This is a genomic window from Rickettsiales bacterium, assembly GCA_041396965.1.
In the GTDB taxonomy this organism is placed as follows: Bacteria; Pseudomonadota; Alphaproteobacteria; order Rickettsiales; family SXRF01; genus SXRF01.
In genome coordinates this window covers 101,744-121,356 of sequence record JAWKXN010000002.1, presented here as the reverse complement: position 1 = coordinate 121,356, position 19,613 = coordinate 101,744, and the positions used below count along the sequence as shown (strand labels likewise).

At 38.4% G+C, this 19,613-nt stretch carries 18 protein-coding genes; 7 read left to right on the top strand and 11 right to left on the bottom strand.

The annotated features are described in order from the left end of the window. Nucleotides 1–344, bottom strand: a 344-nt coding sequence (locus R3D71_11355) for a hypothetical protein (protein MEZ5692242.1), incomplete at its 3' end; no start/stop codon positions are given. A 137-nt stretch (nt 345–481) separates the two neighbouring features. Between R3D71_11355 and R3D71_11350 the strand changes: the two genes are divergently transcribed. Both R3D71_11350 and R3D71_11345 read left to right on the top strand, forming a co-directional pair. Beyond that, entirely contained in the window at nt 482–925 is a 444-nt protein-coding gene (locus tag R3D71_11350) for a hypothetical protein (GenBank protein MEZ5692241.1), read from the top strand. A gap of 353 nt (nt 926–1,278) precedes the next feature. Then, nucleotides 1,279–1,791, top strand: a complete 513-nt coding sequence (locus R3D71_11345; protein ID MEZ5692240.1) for a hypothetical protein — start codon at nt 1,279–1,281, stop codon at nt 1,789–1,791. Nucleotides 1,792–1,998: 207 nt separating this feature from the next. Here R3D71_11345 and R3D71_11340 read toward each other — a convergent pair whose 3' ends face one another. The 4 genes from R3D71_11340 to R3D71_11325 are packed head-to-tail and all read right to left on the bottom strand — an operon-like array spanning nt 1,999 to nt 6,237. After that, nucleotides 1,999–2,946, bottom strand: a complete 948-nt coding sequence (locus R3D71_11340; protein ID MEZ5692239.1) for a polysaccharide pyruvyl transferase family protein — start codon at nt 2,944–2,946, stop codon at nt 1,999–2,001. 51 nt (nt 2,947–2,997) lie between these two features. Next, the gene (locus R3D71_11335; GenBank protein ID MEZ5692238.1) at nt 2,998–4,230 is read right to left on the bottom strand and encodes a glycosyltransferase; all 1,233 of its coding nucleotides are present in this window, start codon (nt 4,228–4,230) and stop codon (nt 2,998–3,000) included. Further along, complete coding sequence (locus R3D71_11330; protein MEZ5692237.1) at nt 4,227–5,237, bottom strand: acyltransferase; 1,011 nt, start codon at nt 5,235–5,237, stop codon at nt 4,227–4,229. Before R3D71_11330 ends, R3D71_11335 begins: the two co-directional genes overlap by 4 nt. Next, a complete protein-coding gene (locus R3D71_11325; protein MEZ5692236.1) occupies nt 5,224–6,237 on the bottom strand; it encodes a hypothetical protein in 1,014 nt (337 codons plus the stop codon). The genes R3D71_11330 and R3D71_11325 overlap by 14 nt, the downstream gene beginning before the upstream one ends. Before the next feature lie 442 nt (nt 6,238–6,679). Here R3D71_11325 and R3D71_11320 point away from each other — a divergent pair, with 442 nt between their 5' ends. From R3D71_11320 to kdsA, 5 genes are all read left to right on the top strand, one after another. After that, entirely contained in the window at nt 6,680–7,411 is a 732-nt protein-coding gene (locus R3D71_11320) for a polysaccharide biosynthesis/export family protein (GenBank protein MEZ5692235.1), read from the top strand. Further along, nucleotides 7,411–9,135, top strand: coding sequence for a GNVR domain-containing protein (locus R3D71_11315; protein ID MEZ5692234.1), 1,725 nt, complete (start codon nt 7,411–7,413; stop codon nt 9,133–9,135). Before R3D71_11320 ends, R3D71_11315 begins: the two co-directional genes overlap by 1 nt. A gap of 141 nt (nt 9,136–9,276) precedes the next feature. After that, nucleotides 9,277–10,491, top strand: a complete 1,215-nt coding sequence (locus tag R3D71_11310) for a glycosyltransferase family 4 protein (protein ID MEZ5692233.1) — start codon at nt 9,277–9,279, stop codon at nt 10,489–10,491. Between the two features lie 99 nt (nt 10,492–10,590). Then, the gene (gene galE, locus R3D71_11305) at nt 10,591–11,562 is read left to right on the top strand and encodes a UDP-glucose 4-epimerase GalE (GenBank protein MEZ5692232.1); all 972 of its coding nucleotides are present in this window, start codon (nt 10,591–10,593) and stop codon (nt 11,560–11,562) included. Between the two features lie 23 nt (nt 11,563–11,585). Then, a complete protein-coding gene (gene kdsA, locus R3D71_11300; protein MEZ5692231.1) occupies nt 11,586–12,419 on the top strand; it encodes a 3-deoxy-8-phosphooctulonate synthase in 834 nt (277 codons plus the stop codon). A gap of 122 nt (nt 12,420–12,541) precedes the next feature. Here the strand turns inward: kdsA and R3D71_11295 are convergent, their stop codons facing one another. From R3D71_11295 to mnmG, 6 genes are read right to left on the bottom strand one after another with little or no spacing between them, the layout of a single operon-like run. Continuing rightward, a complete protein-coding gene (locus tag R3D71_11295; protein ID MEZ5692230.1) occupies nt 12,542–13,873 on the bottom strand; it encodes an oligosaccharide flippase family protein in 1,332 nt (443 codons plus the stop codon). 18 nt (nt 13,874–13,891) lie between these two features. Next, complete coding sequence (locus R3D71_11290) at nt 13,892–15,160, bottom strand: MFS transporter (GenBank protein MEZ5692229.1); 1,269 nt, start codon at nt 15,158–15,160, stop codon at nt 13,892–13,894. Between the two features lie 35 nt (nt 15,161–15,195). Then, nucleotides 15,196–16,200 carry a ParB/RepB/Spo0J family partition protein gene (locus tag R3D71_11285; protein MEZ5692228.1) on the bottom strand — a complete coding sequence of 335 codons (1,005 nt, stop codon included), beginning with the start codon at nt 16,198–16,200 and terminating at the stop codon, nt 15,196–15,198. A gap of 26 nt (nt 16,201–16,226) precedes the next feature. After that, nucleotides 16,227–17,036 carry an AAA family ATPase gene (locus tag R3D71_11280; protein ID MEZ5692227.1) on the bottom strand — a complete coding sequence of 270 codons (810 nt, stop codon included), beginning with the start codon at nt 17,034–17,036 and terminating at the stop codon, nt 16,227–16,229. Between the two features lies 1 nt (nt 17,037). Next, a complete protein-coding gene (gene rsmG, locus R3D71_11275; protein MEZ5692226.1) occupies nt 17,038–17,658 on the bottom strand; it encodes a 16S rRNA (guanine(527)-N(7))-methyltransferase RsmG in 621 nt (206 codons plus the stop codon). Beyond that, on the bottom strand, nt 17,651–19,534 hold the full coding sequence (gene mnmG, locus R3D71_11270; protein MEZ5692225.1) for a tRNA uridine-5-carboxymethylaminomethyl(34) synthesis enzyme MnmG: 1,884 nt from the start codon (nt 19,532–19,534) through the stop codon (nt 17,651–17,653). Before mnmG ends, rsmG begins: the two co-directional genes overlap by 8 nt. Nucleotides 19,535–19,613 lie beyond the last annotated feature (79 nt).

Sequence of the window (19,613 nt, the reverse complement as noted above, 5' to 3'; positions counted from 1 at the left end):
AAATTACCTTGTGTAGCTGCGAGGGAAAGCGCGAGGACAGATGTAACAAGCTCCGACTGCCCAAACATGCCAAGCAATCGCGCAAGTTCCTTAGTATCTAAAGAAGGCTTGCGTGGTTTCACATGATACTGCTTGGCGCGTGGCTCTGCCTCATCTGCCAATGCTACCTCGCGCAGAAAATGTGCCAGCGCCATCGTGCCTGCCTTTGCCTGCAACGCGTCTTTTTCCTCCTCGGTTACACGAACAGAAATAGAAGTGGTTTTAGCCTTCTTCTTTTTAGGCTTCGCAATACCGCTGCTAACATTGAAATCTTGCAACAAATTGGGTTGGTTAGAATGGCCCATAGCTCCAGCCCTCCCAACCCTCGCTTAATCTCTTCTTCAAATGGCTTTAACTGTGCTTCCCAGTCGGCTAATTCTTCAAACAGGGAGTTCAAATCGAATCCCTCACTCGATTGAACAAAACAACGATAGGTTAAAGAATGAAAAAATTTTTCTTGGTCTTAATTTTAATTTTTCTATTCTTTTTATCTGGTGCCATCATTTACAAAAAAAACTCCGCTAGCTTAACGTTTGGTTGCGCCCCATGGGATGGTAAAACGCTTGAGCTGGAAATTACTACTTCAGCTATTGTCTATAAAATTAGCATATGGGGTAAAGGATATAGTGAATTAGAGGATGGTAAACATACTATTCTAATAGACAATAAAAGCTGGTCTTCTGGCGGAGTTGGCAAAGCACTAAAAGCAGTCATGATCCTATCAAATATATTAGGCAACAAGTATACGCCAATTAATCTTACAGTTCACTTTGATGAACTTAATTTAAAAGAAGGTAGCAAAGCGTCTGGTTGGATTCAAAAACTAGATGGAACAAAATATCCTTTCCAAGGAGTAATAGAAGAAGATAACTGCCATTTATTATGACAACTGTGGTACCAGCAGGTGTTTTGGAAATCAAGGCGACTCCGAAGAGCCCCTAAGGGGATGACCAGCGGGTTATTTATTAATCCCGTCTCATCCGTAATTTTACGCAGAGCAACTTTCATCAGCGCGATGTTGCAACAAAAATAACCTTGATTTACAAGCGGTTTAGGGCAATATAATCCGTACCAGAGAGTTTGAAAAGGGTTCGAATTTCTGTGTCTTTTTCTCTCTATAGACAGATTTTCCTATAAATCCTGCTTTACGAAAATCCTCTAAAGTACGGGAAATGTTTGGTTTTGAAACCCGTACTTTGTTTTTTGTGGTATGGGATTATAAAATAGTAAGGTCGGACAATGAGGAAAGAACTAGAAGAATTCCAGTGGCATGTATATGGTTTATCAAAAGATGACCTAAGCTATGTGGTTAGGGTTACACAAGAAATCATTGATGATCGTAAAACTGTCTTAGAAAAAGAAATTGAAAAAATAAAACAAGAGAACCCTGAAGATGCAGACGATATACTTGATGACTATGTATACTATAAAAACTTGGAATGTTTTTATTTATGGGAGTTTCTGATCATTAGACTAATAGGAGTATTTGAAGGAGTTATGGAGCAAAACTTTCTCCCTCAAGGTAAATATCGAGGTTATCAGCACAGACTAGAAACGTTAGTGAAAAACGGCTACAAAATTGAGAATATAGATGAGCTAGGAAAATGGGTAAATCTTCGTAATGCTCTTTCTCATATGCCTCCTGAGCAGCATCGACCAATACTAATAGATAAAGACGACATAGCTGACTTAGAGAAACTATTGATTGCGGAAATTGAAAACTTAGAATCCCAAAAGGCATCAAAAACTTAATTCTATCCCCAACATTGGAAACGCCAACGCCTTTAATATAAATCATTCTCTAGTTATAGCAACCACTTAGCCAATCACGCCGCAGAGATTTTTCAGTGATTTTTGAGTCTATAAACGGCCATCCACTTTCGCAAATTTTTGCTCTGCTAAAATTTACTGCGGCAAGATTGGTTTAGATTGGTAGGAATTTAAGAAACGCCGAGTTTATCACTTAAACTGGGATTTCCAGCGGTTTATATTTTCCCAAGGTAAGGTCAGTTTGGTTGTTACCTCACCATTTATCCAGCTCAGCATTTTTTGTGTATCGTCACGTTTTACTGTTGGTAATCCGGTATCACGGGCAATCTCGGCGGCTCTGTTATCTACCTCTATAATCAGGGTGCGTCTTTTATTTTGCATCGCACGGATACCGCCATGCAGGCGTGTGCCGAGAAAATCAACATCCAATGTTTCAAGCGCGTTATCATAGGCGGCGAGGCTTGGCTCTAATATCTCAATTTTATCGCCGAGATTCATATTCTTAACATACTCATCATCACCACTCATTTGCGGCCAGAGATAGACTTTCTCATAGTTATTGGTTAAGACTTCCAGCCATTTCCGGTCTAGCTCGGGGTTGTGATGATAAGCGGTTACGGTGGTCATTACACTGGCGGAACGCTCAGTTGGAATAGAGTCACAATGCTCCGGCGTTAGCTGCCACATGGTTGGGCAGGCGGTGTTGATAACATTGTGGATATTTATTTTTTTAAGCCGCTCCTCAGTGTAAGAGTCACGAACGGAATGAATATATTTTTTGGATAAAAGCTTGCGTAAAAATATCTTGGTAGCGATGTCGGTAGGGCGTTGATAAAACCGCCACCCCACCCCCATAAGGATAGGGTTAGGCAATGTAAGCGCCTCAATTATACCGATTTTCCATTGTGGTTTGAGCAGCCAGTAGGCGCATAGCAGGTTAGTGCCACCAACAAACGCCATATCGTTGTTTTTGATGCTGCCGCGTTGGGCGGAGGTAAGTGGAATATGGGTTGGAACGCTTACGAAATTGTCCGGTGGATAAATTTCTTTTAAGTGTCTTCTTACCGCGTCCATTATGATACCGTCCCCCAGATTGTCGGACGATATTGAAGTGTCAAAAAGTGTAATATTTCTCATAATCTAGGCTTTCTATCATATAAAATAAAAATTGAAACTGTAAAATGCTGGTTACTCGTTTTTTATTTTAGTGTATATATCAATTAGTTTTTCTATATGATTTTGAGTTATGGGTGGATTTTTCCAGAAAGATTCGTAAGCCAATTCACCGGCTTTTCGTATTAACTCATCATTTTTAGTTAGAGCTAAATATTTTGCTAAGTCTTCCGCGTCACCTGATTTTATGTGCCAACCATTTTTCCCGTGTTCTATACGTTCAGCGGCGGCGGAAATATCACTTACTATGGCGGGTATTCCCTTAGCCATAGCTTCCGCTACCACCAGCCCATAAGTCTCATACCACAGGCTTGGAAACACTAAACAACGGGCTTTTTCCAGCTCCTCTATTACCCGCGCTGGCGATACCCAGCCAGTTAGATGGCAATTATCATATGGCTCAGCTAGCTTTTTTAGTTCGCCGTCACCTACTAAAGTTAAGGAAATACCAGCTTTTTTTGCTGCTTCTAGCAATATTTCTATACCTTTTTCCGCGTCTAACCTACCGACCGCGACCACTGATTTATTTTGTGTTACATCCACAGGAGGTTTTTTGGGAATATCTATAGGATTCTCAAGAGAATAATAATTAGCGTTAGATGGTAGGTAAGGTTTGAGTAGAGACGCTGAGTTATTTGATAATGTAATATAATTTTTTACGTTTTTGGGGAATCCACCAATATTTTTTTGGATAAATCCACGAACAACCCGATATATTTTATGGAAATAGTGCCGTTTGTCACATTTGGCTTTTATACAATCTAGTGACATGGCTTTTCTATGGCATGGTTTGCAGAGATTATAGTCAAACAAAGCTCCGTTTGGGCATGCCGGGAAAAAATCATGTAGGGTGCATACTACCTTAAAGCCCATTTTGTTCGCGACTTTTACGGGACTTACGGTAAGGGCTTTTGTGTAGCCGTGCAGATGGACAATCGTATCACTTTTATTCATGTTTTTTAATAGATTACGAGTAGCTTTAGCGGCTTTAACATTCCACAATGCTTGCAGCATTATGAAGGGATTTTTACCGGCTTTTATGAGCTCGGTTTGGTTGAGGCAGATTATTTTTATATTTTCGCTTATCTTAGGATTAGCAAGCTCAGGACATATTGGCGCGCAAGCTCCGATAAATATGACGTTAACCCCTGCCCTTGCTAGACCAGTCGCTTCATCTATGGCGACTTTACTCGCTCCTCCATTTATATGGCAGTAATCGTTTAATATTACAACGTTTTTTATGGTCATGATAGCGCGCTTTTTTTTCTCTCAAATTTTTCTGAGAATTGTTTGGATAGTTTTTTGCCGAGTTTTACCATAGGTATTTCTATAGTTTTTTCCACACAAAACGCTAGCGAATAGATGAGGATAAATAAAGCGGCAAGAAAGCCTATACTATTCTCAAAAAAACCTAGAAGGAGAGAAATTTGAATGAGCGGGGCGTGGATTATATAAACCCCGTAAGAAATATCGTACTTAATTAAAAATACTGGTAGACGTAGAGCGCAGATGAAAACTAAAAAGCCCATTAACGCCGGATAAATAAACATTATTGGTAGGTCGTGGCGTAGTGAGCAGATGGTAAATAATATGAGGGCAGTTATAAAAGCCATTTTATGGTTGATTTGTATTTTATCCTGATAGTGATACAGAGCTATTCCCATTATGAAAAACCGCATTTGTCCTGGTAGTTGTTTTGCTAAAGTGTCCATGCCATAATGTTGGCAGGTTGCCGCGAAGATTGTGGATAATACATATATGGCGACTATTAATGTAATGGTATATTTCCTAAGTAGCCAATATAGGAAAGGTACTATCATATAAAACATAACTTCTATTTTAAGAGTCCACAGGCTGGCGTTTATCGCCGGATTATGAGCGTTAGAAAGTAACCCTCCCATATCTGGGCTTAAAAAATTGGCGAATACCAAGTTGCTCGCTAGATATTTAACTGTCTCTTTTATAGTTACATCACCACCTAGTAAATAGAACATGGTTATCGCTTGCGTAATTATCACGGTGAAATAAAGTGGGTAAATACGGAAGAAGCGTTTTATATAGAACCCGCCAATTTTAGGAGAATTGACAAAACTGCCATAGACTAAATAACCGCTTACCACGAAAAAAGCGTCAACCGCGAAGTCGGCGTAACTATATATATGGGGGGATGGCAAGCCAGGCAGGACTCTGAAATGCCCGAATACTACAAGGCTTGCCAGTATCAGACGTAGAATGGTGAAATTATTTACCGGCAATTTCTATTTCCTTTTTATTGTTCTTATTATTTGTAATATTTGTTCCTTTGCTGGCGAGAATAGATACCGCCGCGCCAAAAAATAAAGATGTTACTTGGTCTTCTAGCATTGACATGGTGATGCCGTAAGCAAGTATGAACATAATTATTGCTAGAGCGTTTATCTGCGCGGAAGAGGCTTTGTTTGGTGTTTTTATACATATGTATAGTAGCCAGCCAATGTATAGCAGGCTTAACATACCAAAATAGGCATATAGAAAAATAAACATATTATCGGAGTAATTTACACTAAACGGCGCGTAGAAACGTTGTGCGCCACCAATTCCACCAAGCCCTACTCCGAAAGGAAAAGCCTCTCTTTTCTCAATCCATGACCAAGCTAGCGGCCAAATTTCTTCTATCCTCATATATAAAGAGGCGGCGCTAAATACTCCTGAGCTAGAGTCCATAATAAAATTAGGTAGGATTATAGGGCATCCTATCATCAGGATAGTCGCTATTATAATGCCTATTTTAAGAGCAGGAGCTGGTCGCTTATAGAATATTAAGATGATAACGGAAATAAGGACGAACATTATAATAGAGCTTTTTTGAGTTGTCCAATAAAGAAGCATGGCGGTAGCTATTGTAATTAGTAATTTTTTGACAATAGATTTTGTATTGAAAAATAAAAGAAAAGCGAAGAATGGCATGATAAGAGCAGCGTTAATTGATGAGCGCATAAATCCCGCCGCTCGCTTATCCGCGCCCTTTATCATCCAGTCTCGGCTTACATCAACATCTATCCCACCTATTTTGGCTTCTATACCAATCCATGGGAATTGGAAGAAATATTTATCAAGAAATATTCCGATGAAGCTTATGACAAAGAATACAGCTATAGTTTTTATCATTATTGGTGGTGGCTTTATTAAATACTCGGCGAGTAAGGTTCCTATAAGGACAGTTAGCAATAGCTTAGTACAGTATATTATAATGAAAAAACTGCCGATATTTAACATAAAAACAGTACCATGCACTGCTATTATAAAGAAAAATATATAAAAAGCGGGATGTATTCTCCTATTAATCAATTGTTGCGTTATTATGACAAGAAGGGGAATTATAATTATTATATCACGAACAAATATTAGGGAGTCCGCTCCAAAAATATTAAATAAATAACGGATTGGACCTTCAAATAAATAAAAGGCAAAATATGTTGTAAGTGATAGGTAGAATAATATGGGCATTTTTAGGTGTTTATTTGGTCATATGTTGTAGCGCGATATATTTTTAGAGTGCTTATCATAAAGTGTTATATTTGCCAAGCTGTTGCTCAAACAATACAATGAAAGTTAGAAATACTTGGATCTTTACTAATTTGTAATAATTTTATTGCAAGTATGACTGTCAGATAATAGTAAGACCTTCTTGTTGGAAAGTTGAAAGAAAGATGGTAAATTGAGGAATTTATTAAAAATATCGGTGTTTCCCCTGCTTTTTCCCTTGTTGCTTGGTTGCACCGAGAAGATAGACTATTTGCCGCCAGCTCCAGAGGAAAAGTTACTTAGTATAAGGCAGGCGCCGCCGCTGGATCCTTATCTATTGCAGATTGGTGATACTATGGATATTAAGGTAAGGATGAACCCTGAGCTTAATGAGTCAGTTATTATCCCTCCTGACGGTATTATATCTACTACTATGGCTGAAGATGTCATGGCTTATGGGCGTACTGTGAAGGATGTTCGTAAGGATTTAGAAAAACAATATAAAAAAGAATTAAATAGTCCTAGATTGTCGGTTATAATGCGTTCTTTCGCGCCTAACCGTATATATGTGGCTGGTGAGGTTGAAAAACCTGGAGAGTTTGTGACTGCTGGTCCTAGCCTTACTCTTCTTCAATCTATAGCCAGAGCTGGGGGAATTAAAAATTCGGCGGCTCCTGAGAATACTATAATAATACGTCACCGTATCGGCTATCCAGCTGAGGCTTATATAGCTGATTACAACACCGCGATTACCGGTAAAGATCCGAAGGCGGATGTACGACTTGCCGCTTACGACGTAGTTTTTATTCCACGTAGTGGGGTCGCTAATGTTCATAGATACTATCAGCAATATATACAGCAGTTCTTGCCGCCGTCATTTAACATGTCCTATCAGCTTAACCCTAACGACAGTATTAATCAGTAATGGATGAAAATATTAATATACGGGATTTAATTTCCTCTTTTTTCCGCCAGTTCAAAATGTTTATGCTGGTGTTCATAAGTGCGGTCACTATTGGAGCATTATTTATAGCTTTCGCGGAAAAGCAATATATATCAACCGGTAGTTTGCTCATAAAGTTTGGAGCTAGCGCTGAGGCTGGTATTAATAAAGATAGTGACAGGGAGATTATAAGCTCCAATGACCGTCGTGAGGTCATGCAATCAAATATTGATATTTTGGGAAGTAATGATTTATTAAGAGAAGTTATTGAGAAGGTGGGCATTGAAAATGTTTACCCAAATATTGAAAAAGAGGTGAAAGGCAGAGACGTTCCTCTAGAAGCCGCTATAAAGAGGTTAAAGACAAAGCATCTCTCTATAAAGTCCGGTAGTCAGAGCAATGTTATAAATGTAATCGTCTTTAATAAGAGTCCTAAAGTGGCTAAGAAGTTGGTGGAGACAATACAGAGTGTTTTTATCACTAGGCAGATGGAAACGTTTAATAAGCCACATACTGATTTTCTTTTAGAGCAGGTTAACGGTGCAAAAGGAAGGTTAGATTTAGCTCAGAAGGAGCTGCATAAATTTAAGTCAGAAACAGGGATTTCTTCTTTTGACGAGGAAATTAATGAGTTGCTTAAGCAAAAGAGTAACGCTCTTACGGTGGCTTTTCAATCAGTTGATGACGCTCAGAATAAAATAGCTAATTTGCGTAATAAAGAGGCGGAACTTCTCTCTACATATAGGGCTAGCAGCCCAGCGGTAAGATCTATAAGAAAGACTATAGTTGAGGCTGAACGTCAACTTAAGGAGCGTCAAAGTAATTTGAACTCAAAGGATGGTGTGCTTTCCGCTCAGCTCGCTGGTATTTACAAAAGAATCAATGATTTAGAGAATCGGCGTAGTAGGTATAATAACCTTGAGCGTCAGGTGGAATTAGAGGAAGCTAATTATAAAAATTACCTTACGAAGAGTGAGGAAGCTCGTATTAGTGAGAATTTGGGTAAGAAGAAAATAACCAGAGTTGTTATAATTGACTCTCCGAAAGAAGCAATAAAGCCAGCTCGCCCTCGTAAATTACTTGGTATGGCTGTTGCGATTTTAGCTGGTATATTATTTGGTGGAGCGGCGGTATTGGTGCTTGAGCTTCTTGATGATCGTTTTCGTAATACTAGGCAGCTAGGTCGTGCTATGGAAGTGCCGGCTTTCGCTTATTCTTCTAAAAGCTCATCTAAGGATAAGTTGGTCAGTCTGTTTAATTCTATAGATTACGCTATGTCGGGTGTTAAGTGTCCGGTTATTCAGATAGCTAGCAGCTATTCGCGTGAGGGGGCTGAGGAGGTAGCTAAACAACTTACTTCTCTCGCCACTGAGCAGGGTAAGAAAGTAATGTTGATAAATAGCAAAGAATTGCAGGAAGATTTTTCTAGAAATACTGAGGAGTTTATTCGTAAGGGTGATGGAAGTTGGATAATAATTTCTAGTCCTGACTTGCTTAATGATCGTATGGGGCAGTCCCTTATAAAATTATCAAGTGGCAGTGTTCTAGTGGTTGAGGCGGAGCGTACGCGCGCGCCGGTTGCTGGTGAGACTGGTCGTCTTATTACTTCTCTTGGTGGCAGGGTTATATCTTCTGTATTGGTAAATAGAAGATTTTATATACCTAATTTGGTATATGGCTTACTTTATAGAACCAAAAAAGCTTAGTTGGCTTGTAGCTTCTAAGTGATTAGAATAGCTTATTTTCTCTATAAAAATGAAAATGATTGTTTACTGGCACTAAGCTAGAGTGTAAATGTGGCATCTCCATATAGATAATAAGCAATAAGTAAGTATAAAGTTATTACAATGCATATTTTAATAGCCAATAATATATATCCACCGATAATGGCTGGTGGAGCTGAGTTGATTGTCGCTATGCAGGCAGAAAGGCTAGCGAAGCGAGGTCATCGTGTTACAGTGGTCTCAACCTGCTCGCCATCTGATGAGCCATATCCGGTGGAGGTTAGAAATGGTGTTGAGGTAATACGTTTTTTTCCAAAGAATCGTTATTGGCATTGGGAGCGTGGTGACCGTAAAGGGTATGAAAAGGCTCTATGGCATCTTCGTGACGCTTGGAATAAGGACGCGGCGAAAAGATTCAATCAGGTAGTAAAAGAGAAAAAGCCAGATATTTTACATACTCACTTAATAGACGGTTTGTCAGCCTCAATCTGGAAAATGGCAAAGATGGCAGGCATTCCGGTTATTCATACCGCTCATGATTATCATTTATTATGTCCGCGTGCTCTTCTACTTACAAAATCACTTAAAATATGCACCAGCCCACAGCTAGGATGCCGCATTTATCGTAAATGGCATATAAATACTAGCCGTTATGTTGACCTATTTTGTAGCCCATCACAGTTTCTTATAGATAAACATATTGAGGCTGGGCTTTTGTCAAAAGCAACAGCGGTAGCTAGAAATGGTATAGTGCTTCCTGAAAATATAGAAAAACGAAATAATCTTGGTTCTGATAATATTCGTAAGTTTATATTCGCTGCCCGCCTTACTACAGAAAAAGGTTGTGAGGTATTATATGAAGCTCTTAAATTGTTGCCGGAGGATTTGAAATTTGAGTTTTCTATAGCTGGTAAAGGGATATACGCTGAGAAGTTTCAAGAACTTGCCGCTAGTGATTCTCGTGTAAAATATCTTGGTTATATAAGTGGTGAGGAAAAAGACAGAATATTCCGTAATTCCGACTGGTTACTTATTCCGTCTTTATGGTACGAGAACGCGCCGGTAGTTATTGTAGAAGCGGCGGCTTATGGTCTTGGAGTAATTGGCAGTAATATTGGAGCGATACCAGAGTTTGTTCGTCATGAAAAAACCGGATTATTGTTTGAGACTGGTAATTCTAATTCACTCGCTGACTCTATAGTAAGAGCGGTTAACGATAAGAATATTCTCACTAACCTTGGTGAAGAGACAAAGGGACTACTTGCCAGTTCCAGTGTTGATAATATGGTAGATAATTATTTGTCTCATTATGAAAAACTTATAGGCAATGCTGGGTAGTAAATACTAAATAATTTGGTATTTTTATGTTTTCTGTTATAGAGAGGTATAAATTTTATCTGTACCGTAGGTAATAGAAATAATCAGGAGGTATTATAAATGAAAAAATCTGTTTTGGTCGCTGGCGGTGCTGGGTATATTGGCGCGCATGTTTGTAAGGCATTGGATGCCGCTGGTTATTTGCCTGTGACTTTGGATAATCTATCAACCGGACATCGTGATTTTGTTCGTTGGGGAGCACTTATAGAAGCTAATGTCTCAGATCTTGGAGTGGTATCTGAAGCTGTAGTTGATAATAATATTGAGGCGGTTATTGACCTTGCTGGTTCTATTGAGGTGGCTGAGTCAGTAGCTAACCCGATAAAATATTATGATAATAATTTCGCTTGTAAGCTTGCTTTTTTAGAAACTCTAAAAAAAGCTGGAGTAAAGGCGTTTGTGTTCTCCTCAACAGCGGCGGTTTATGGTGAACCGGAGACAGTTCCAATACCGGAATCACATAAAAAATCTCCTAAAAGTCCTTATGGCTGGTCAAAATTACTGTTTGAGCAATTGCTTGCTGATTATCATAACGCCGGTGGACCAGCTTGGATGGCTCTTAGATATTTTAATGCGGCCGGAGCCTCATTTGATGGTGATATAGGCGAGAAACATGAGCCGGAGTCACACTTGATACCAAAAGCTTGTTTTGCCGCATTAGGACGCTCTGAGTCGCTTGATGTGTATGGTAATGATTATCCAACACCGGATGGAACGGCTATTCGTGACTATATCCATGTTATGGATTTGGCGAAAGCCCATATATTAGCTTTAGAAGCGCTGCTTGATGGGAAACCTTCCGCCGCTTATAATTTAGGTAATGGTATTGGTACTTCAATTAATGACATATTAGCTAGCTTTACCAAGCTTGGTCATCCGGTTCCTCATTCATTTAAGCCAAGACGAGCGGGAGATCCGGCGCGTTTGGTCGCTGATAATAGTGCAGCTTGTAAAGAGCTGGGTTTCAAACCTAACTATGGTGATGTTGATAGCATTATAAAATCCGCTTATAACTGGCATAAAGATAATTAAGATAAATTAGAGGAATATTAGAGATGAGTGAGCCACGTCGTATTTCCGTAGCTGAAGATATAGTATTCGCTAATAATAATCCCTTTGTGCTTATCGCTGGCCCGTGTCAGGTGGAGAGCCGTGACCATGCTTTGTTCATGGCGGAAAAGCTTGTGGCTATTACCAAGAAATTAGGTATTCCGCTCGTCTATAAGTCATCATACGATAAAGCGAACCGTACCAGTATTAGTGGTAAACGTGGACTAGGTTTGCTTAAGACTTTGCCGATTTTTGAGGAGATAAAGAGAGATCTTGGCGTTGCCGTACTAACTGATGTCCATACGGAGGAACAATGTTCGGTAGTCGCTCCTTATGTTGATATATTACAGATACCGGCATTTTTATGTCGGCAAACCGACATGTTGCTAGCGGCGGCGGCGACCGGAAAGGTTATTAATATTAAAAAAGGACAGTTTCTAGCGCCTTGGGATATGAAAAATGTCGTTGATAAGATGGATTATTCTGGAAATGATAAAGTTATTCTAACCGAAAGAGGAGCTTGTTTTGGCTATAACACATTGGTAACGGATATGCGTTCATTGCCAATTATGGCACGTACAGGCTGTCCGGTGGTAATAGACGCTACTCATAGTGTACAACAACCCGGTGGGCAGGGAGGAGCATCAGGCGGAGATCGTAGTTTTGTTCCCACTATAGCTAAGGCGGCGGTTGCGGTTGGGGTGGCGGGTGTGTTTATGGAAACCCATCAAGATCCTGATAACGCGCCGTCTGATGGTCCTAATATGGTAAAGTTAGAAGATATGGAATCTCTACTTTCTAGTCTTAAGGAGTTTGATAAGATTGCTAAGAATCTATAGTCATTTGATTTTACTTTTATACATCGTTAAACTTCGCCTCATGTAGTTCTTCTACACTTCGGCTATTTTACCCAATTAGTTTACTTTGTATAAAATAAACTAAAAAGACTATATATAGATTATTACAATTTTTTTGGCTGTAATTTTTGTATAGATATATACATTAATCCAAATAAAATTACTTGAAATAATGCTTGGGTTACGCAGTAGATTAGCACAGCCTGTTGTGGCTCTAGGGAATACTCATAGCTTATTATGAAGCCACTGATAACACAAATAAATCTGCTTAGATCCCACATAGCCATAAGACCTTGTTTCTCAAGTATTTGTAAGGTATGAACTACGGAAGTTACTATCATTTGTGGCAGGTAGCAGATACTCATTACGTGGATATAAATTACGGCTTCTTTCCATTCCTCTCCAAAAACAAAAGGTATTATAAAGGAGGCTGTCAAATTAATTATAATAAGCCAGAAAGACACGATGACGAACTGGCCACCAGTTATCTGTAAAAAACGTTTACGCATAGCCACAGGGTCGCTATCTTGCGTTTTTGAGGCCTCGCCGAGATATACTTGTAATATGGAAGTGCTAATCAGTAGTAATGGTCTGCCGATTATTCTGTCTGTAAGGAAAATAAAACCGGCGACCGTATGGGAATAGATTATTGGAATTAGCAGTAATAAAATGTTATTTGATCCGATAGCGCTTATTAAGGCTGACCATGTTGAAAGCAGTGGAAAGCGTATATATCTTCGTGCGATTTTTTTCATATCCACATAGCTTATTTGTTGGATTATCGTTTTTGGTTTTATAATGAGTTTCCATAATATGTTGAGAAAACCAGCAGATTGACCAAGAATAAATCCGATTATAAGACCGAATCCACCAGCCCCAGCTATTCCCATTATGATCTGACTTACCGGACCAGTTACACCTTGATATATTTTTGTTTTTGATATTACTCCGAAAGCTCCGGCAAGCGTGGCGTAGCTAACCATTATCTGATACGCGCCTATACCAAAAAAACCGATCGGAAGTAGATACCAGTAAGTTTTTAGTGATTCATACACTGACTTAGTAAATTCAGAGTAATTTATTATTGATATTTTAAGTTCATGGGGAAACAGAAATAGAACTAGATAAAATATACATGTTGTAGTAAATAGGATAGAGCAGCATACGGCAAGAAGATTGGCTGCCTCCTTATCGTTTTTGACAATAGTCATAGCCATTTCGTAGCGCATTGACGCTATTACCGAAAGTATCGCTACTAATGAGCTAAATAGCCCTAGCATACCGAATAAATCTGGTGAATATATACGGGTGAGTACTGGCGATAACAGAAGCGATGTTAACTGCCCAAGAGCGGTGCCGGTAAACATGATTATGACATTACGGGCAAAGCCGCCATGCGCTAGCTTATTATTTATAAGACTTATTATTTTCTTCATTAGTTATTGTAACCCAAACTATTTTCGTAAATATCTGAATATGTATAAGGCTACAAAACCGTTAGCTAAAGCCATAGATAAAAATATCTGCGGTATCGTAAAACCGCTATTTAACATTAGCAAGGTAATTACAGCGGCGGCGACCATAAATAAAGCGTTTATTATGTTGTTGGCGGCGATTATACGAGAACGGTGTGTAACTTCACTATCGTGTTGCATGATAGCGTAAAGCGGGACTATGTATATACCGGCACATATTGAAACCAGAAGTAGATCAAAAGTTATGCGCCAGTTAGTAAATGTAGAAAAAAATTCAGAAATACCAATCAGATTTTCTGAAATAAGCGTATTATTTCCATTGCTTGCGAAATATAGATCAACTCCGAATAAGGTCATGCCCAGCATAGCGAACGGTACATAGGTGCTTTTTATCTCACCTTTGAGTAGCTTATTACATAATACAGAGCCGATACCTATACCTACGGAGAATATAGTAAGGAATAAAGTTACGATTTCTGATTCAGCATGTAGAGAATCTTTAACATAAGTTGGAAATTGCGAGAGGTAGGTAGCTCCAACCAACCAGAACCATGATATAGCGATTATTGATAAGAATACTCGGTCATTCTTGCGGGAGAATTTTACGATACGCCAAGTTTCTTTCCAGATATTTTTGCTTATTTTGAGTGTCGGATCAGGAGGAGGAGCTACCGGTATGTAGCGGCTGGCGATGTAACCAAAAACAGAAACTAGCAACAGAGATAGAGAAATAAAAAATATACCTTGTGGCTGTAATATAAGTATGCCGCCAAGTATCGTTCCAAACAGGATTGATAAAAAAGTACCAGCCTCAATATAGGCATTGCCCAATAATAGTTCATCTTCTTTTAGATGTTGTGGTAATAAAGAGAATTTTATTGGACCAAAGAAAGTTGATTGGATTCCCATTAAGAATAATGAAGTCATCAAAAACCAAATGCTTTCAACATAAAAACCGATAGTAGCGGCAATCATTATTATGATCTCAACGATCTTTATGATCCTTGTAACTTTAGCTCTGTCTATTTTATCCGCTATCTGTCCGGCAATCGCTGAGAATAAGAAGAATGGTAATATAAAAATGCCGGCGGCTAATGTAACCAATAGTTGAGCGTCACCATTTTCCGATGATGATAATTTATATGTTATCAGCATTACTAGAGCGTTTTTTAATAAATTATCGTTAAACGCTCCCAAAAATTGGGTGACAAATAAAGGAAAAAACCTTTTAGAGAGAAAGAAGCTCATGTAATATTTACCATGTATAGGATATTATATTCCATCTATATCCCATCGCCGAGACGACGGAGTATTTCGTCTAATTGGCTTAGAGAATCGTAGCTAAGAATGATTTCACCAGTTTGACCTTTATCATGGATAGATACTCTTATACCAAGATTTTCCGATAATGTTTCCTCGAGAGCGATAATATCGGGGTCTTTGTTGATAGGAGCGTCTCTTCTTACTTCTTGAGATTGCGGATTATCATAAGAGGTATTTCCATAACTATTACCACGTGATCTAGAATTTTTACGTTTGGTATGTCCTTGAACTTGTCTAGTTATATCTTCCGCTTGACGTACTGACATGCCTTTAGCTACTATTTCTTTGGCTATAGCAATGGAGTTTGGTATACCAATTAGTGTTCTAGCATGTCCCATTGTAAGCTCACCGTTATCAAGCATATCTTTTATCTCATCAGGAAGAGAGAGCAAGCGCAATAAGTTAGTTACATGACTACGGCTTTTACCAACGATATTAGATAACTCTTCCTGTGTATAATCAAATTCCTCAATAAGTCTTTGATAGCCAATAGCTTCCTCAAGAGGAAGTAAGTCTTGTCTTTGTACGTTTTCTACTAGGGCTAGTTCTAGCGCTTGCTTATCGTTAATATCACGAACAAGGGCGGGCACTTCTGAAAGTCCGGCTTGCTTAGCAGCACGCCATCTACGTTCACCAGCGATTATTTCGTATCCGTTATTACCATTTGGGCGGACAATAATCGGCTGCATTATACCATTACGTTTAATGGATTCAGAAAGTTCGTTTAGTGCTTGTTCCGCGAATTTTGTTCGTGGTTGGTATTTGCCTTGTATAAGACTATTTATTGGTAAATTATTGATGCCAGAAATAGGTTTTGTGGTATTTTGAATTGTTTGACTAGAGGTATTGTTGGTTGGTGGATTAGCAGATTGTGGATTAGTATTATTAGATTGATTCTGGTTATAATTTTCTGAGATCAAGGCGGAAAGACCTCTACCAAGTCCTCGTGTGGTTGTGTTAGTCATTATTATCTCCTTAGATATAAATATAATTAAGCGGCAGCTAGTTGTTGTTTAAGAATACGTTCGCGCTTAAGTAGTTCACTAGCAAGCTTTATATAGGCTTTTGAACCAGCACATTTCATATCATAAACTAAAGCTGGTTTGCCATGTGATGGCGCTTCGGACATCCGTATATTGCGAGGAATAACTGAGCTATATACAATGTCGCCAAAATAACCACGAACGTCATTTTCTATATGATCGGTAAATTTATTACGTCTATCATACATGGTAAGAATAATGCCTTGAATTGATAGGTCAGAATTAAGGTTAGTTTTGACCAATTCTATGGTTTTTACAAGATGGCTGAGACCTTCCAAAGCGTAGAACTCGCATTGTAATGGTATTATTACGGAATCAGAGGCAGCCAGCGCGTTAAGAGTGAGCAAGCCAAGAGAAGGAGGGCAATCTATAAGTATATAGTCATAGTTTGATTTGCCATTACTCATAGCGTCTTTAAGACGGAATTCTCGTCTTACTAAGCTTACCATTTCAATTTCGGCTCCTGATAAATCAATAGTAGCTGGTATTATATGAAGATTAGGGACAGCGGTTTTTTTGATAGCACTGGATAATTCTATATCATTTAACACCAACTCATAGGATGTAATATCACGTTCATTTTGATTGATACCAAGACCAGTACTAGCGTTACCTTGCGGATCAAAATCAACAATAAGTACGGTTTTACCAACAGCCGCTAGAGCTGTCGCTAAATTAACGGTAGTGGTTGTTTTGCCAACCCCTCCTTTTTGATTAACTATAGCAAAAACCCTTGTTTTTACTTGATTATTTTTCATTTTATACCTTTTTAAGATCAGTTATTTTTATAATAACACTAAGTGAATCGGTAATGCTTTTTGTTGTGGAGTAATTATAATTCCAATTCAGAAGAGCGTCCTGAATTTCTCTTTTATAATTTTTTCCTTTATGAAGAAAGTATTTTGTTTCATATGAAACGAAATTAGATGACAAGTGTAACAATTTATCAACAGAAGCACATGCTCTGGAAACAATAATATTATTTTTATTATCTATTATAACATTTTCTATTCTATCACAATGAATTTTTATGTTCACATGAACAGCTCTAGCGACCTCTTGTAAAAAGATAGCTTTCCTTTTATCGCTTTCAATAAGGTGAATATTTTTATATCCAGCTATGGCAAGAACCATACCGGGAAATCCGGCGCCGCTGCCCAGATCTATGATGGTTTTTTCATAATTATTTTCTAATAATTTAATGAGTTGGTACGAATCTAAAAAATGTCTGTGCCAAATATCATTTATAGTGTCGTTACTAATTAAATTTATTCGTTGTTGCCATTTTAACAATAGGCCATGATATATTTTTAGCTTGTCAAAAGTTCCATGTGGAACTGATACATAGTTATTTAATAACTCAAATGGATCTTTAAGCACAAGATTTAATCCAATTATTACTATCTGATGATAATTTTTTCACGTGAGCTATCAAATTAGTTATAGCCGCCGGAGTCATTCCTTGTATTCTGCTAGCAGCTCCAATATTATGGGGGCGATAAAATTTTAATTTGTTTTTTATTTCAGTGGAGAGAGATGGCATATTATCATAGTCAATAATGTCCGGAATTATTAGCTCTTCCTCTTTCTTGAAACTCAAAATATCTTGTTCTTGTTTTTGTAGATAGCCATCATAGAGTGCTTCTATCTCAATTTGTTCTATAATATCATAGGGAATATTATTTAATTCTGGCCATATATTACATATATTCTCAAAACTTATATGAGGATAAGTAAGTAATTCAAAGGCTGAACGGCGAATTCCATCTTTGTTTAGGTTTATATCAAAAGATGATGCTTGATTAGGAGTGATGTTTAATCGTCTTAGAGTTTCACGTGAAGCTGATAGAGTGTTCAGCTTGCTTTGGAAGCTGTTTTTTCGTTCATCTCCTATACAGCCAATAGAAAGTCCTTTTGGGGTTAGTCGTAAATCAGCGTTATCGGCTCTTAGACTAAGGCGATATTCCGAACGGGAAGTAAACATACGATATGGTTCACTGGTACCATATGTTATTAAATCATCTATCATTACCCCTATATAAGCATCTGATCTATCAAGAATAAATGGTTTAGAACTTGCCGCTGACAAAGCAGCGTTTATTCCAGAGATTATCCCCTGCCCCCCCGCTTCCTCATAACCAGTTGTACCATTTATTTGTCCAGCAAGGTAAAGCCCCCTCACCTTTTTGGTTTCTAATGTTGGCTTTAATTCACGTGGATCTACATAATCATACTCAATAGCATAGCCATAACGGATAATCTCAACATTTTTCAATCCAGTTATAGTTCTTATAAACTCTTCCTGTACCATTTCTGGTAGAGAGGTAGAAATTCCATTTGGATATACGGTACTATCATCTAGCCCTTCAGGTTCAAGGAAAATTTGATGTTTTTCTTTGGAGGCAAAACGCACTATCTTATCTTCTATTGATGGACAATAGCGAGGTCCAACCCCTTCTATCTGACCAGAATACATGGCTGATAAATGTAAGTTGTCATTTATTATTTTATGAGAGTCGAAATTGGTGTGAGTTATATAACACGAGATTTGTGGTACTGCTACCTTGTTAGTTAGATAGGAAAAAGGCTTTGGAACTTCGTCACCTTTCTGTTCCTCAAGATATTCCCAATCAATCGTTTTGCCATTTAGACGGGCGGGAGTACCAGTTTTTAGCCGCCCTAGATTGAAATTAAGTCTTTTCAATGTGTTAGATAGCCCAACAGATGGCGCGTCCCCTACTCTTCCTGCCCTTATTTTTTTATCTCCTATATGGATTAAGCCACTTAGAAAAGTTCCGGTGGTAAGTATGACTTTGGAAGATTTTATATGTTCACCAGAGCCTAATATAACGGCTTCCATCTGATTATTATCATTTATTACAAGATCTTCCACAGATTCTTCTATAATAGTAAGGTTTTGATATTCTGATAAAATATTTTGTATCGCCGCTTTATATAATTTGCGGTCAGCCTGTGCTCGTGGACCGTGTACGGCAGGGCCTTTACTGGCGTTTAGTATACGATAATGAATTCCAGCACGGTCAATGGCTCGTCCCATAATGCCGTCAAGAGCATCTATTTCCTTTACCAGAGTACCTTTAGCTATACCGCCAATCGCTGGATTGCATGACATTTCACCGATAGTAGAGAATTTATGGGTAATAAGAGCGGTCCTAGCCCCTACTCGTGCCGCTGCCGCTGCCGCCTCACATCCAGCGTGACCGCCACCAATAACTATTACGTCATAATTATACATCTGCTTTACCGTGAATATCATTAAATCTTAATAATAATTGCTGTTTGTATATGGTATATCTAGTTGTTAAGCAATATAT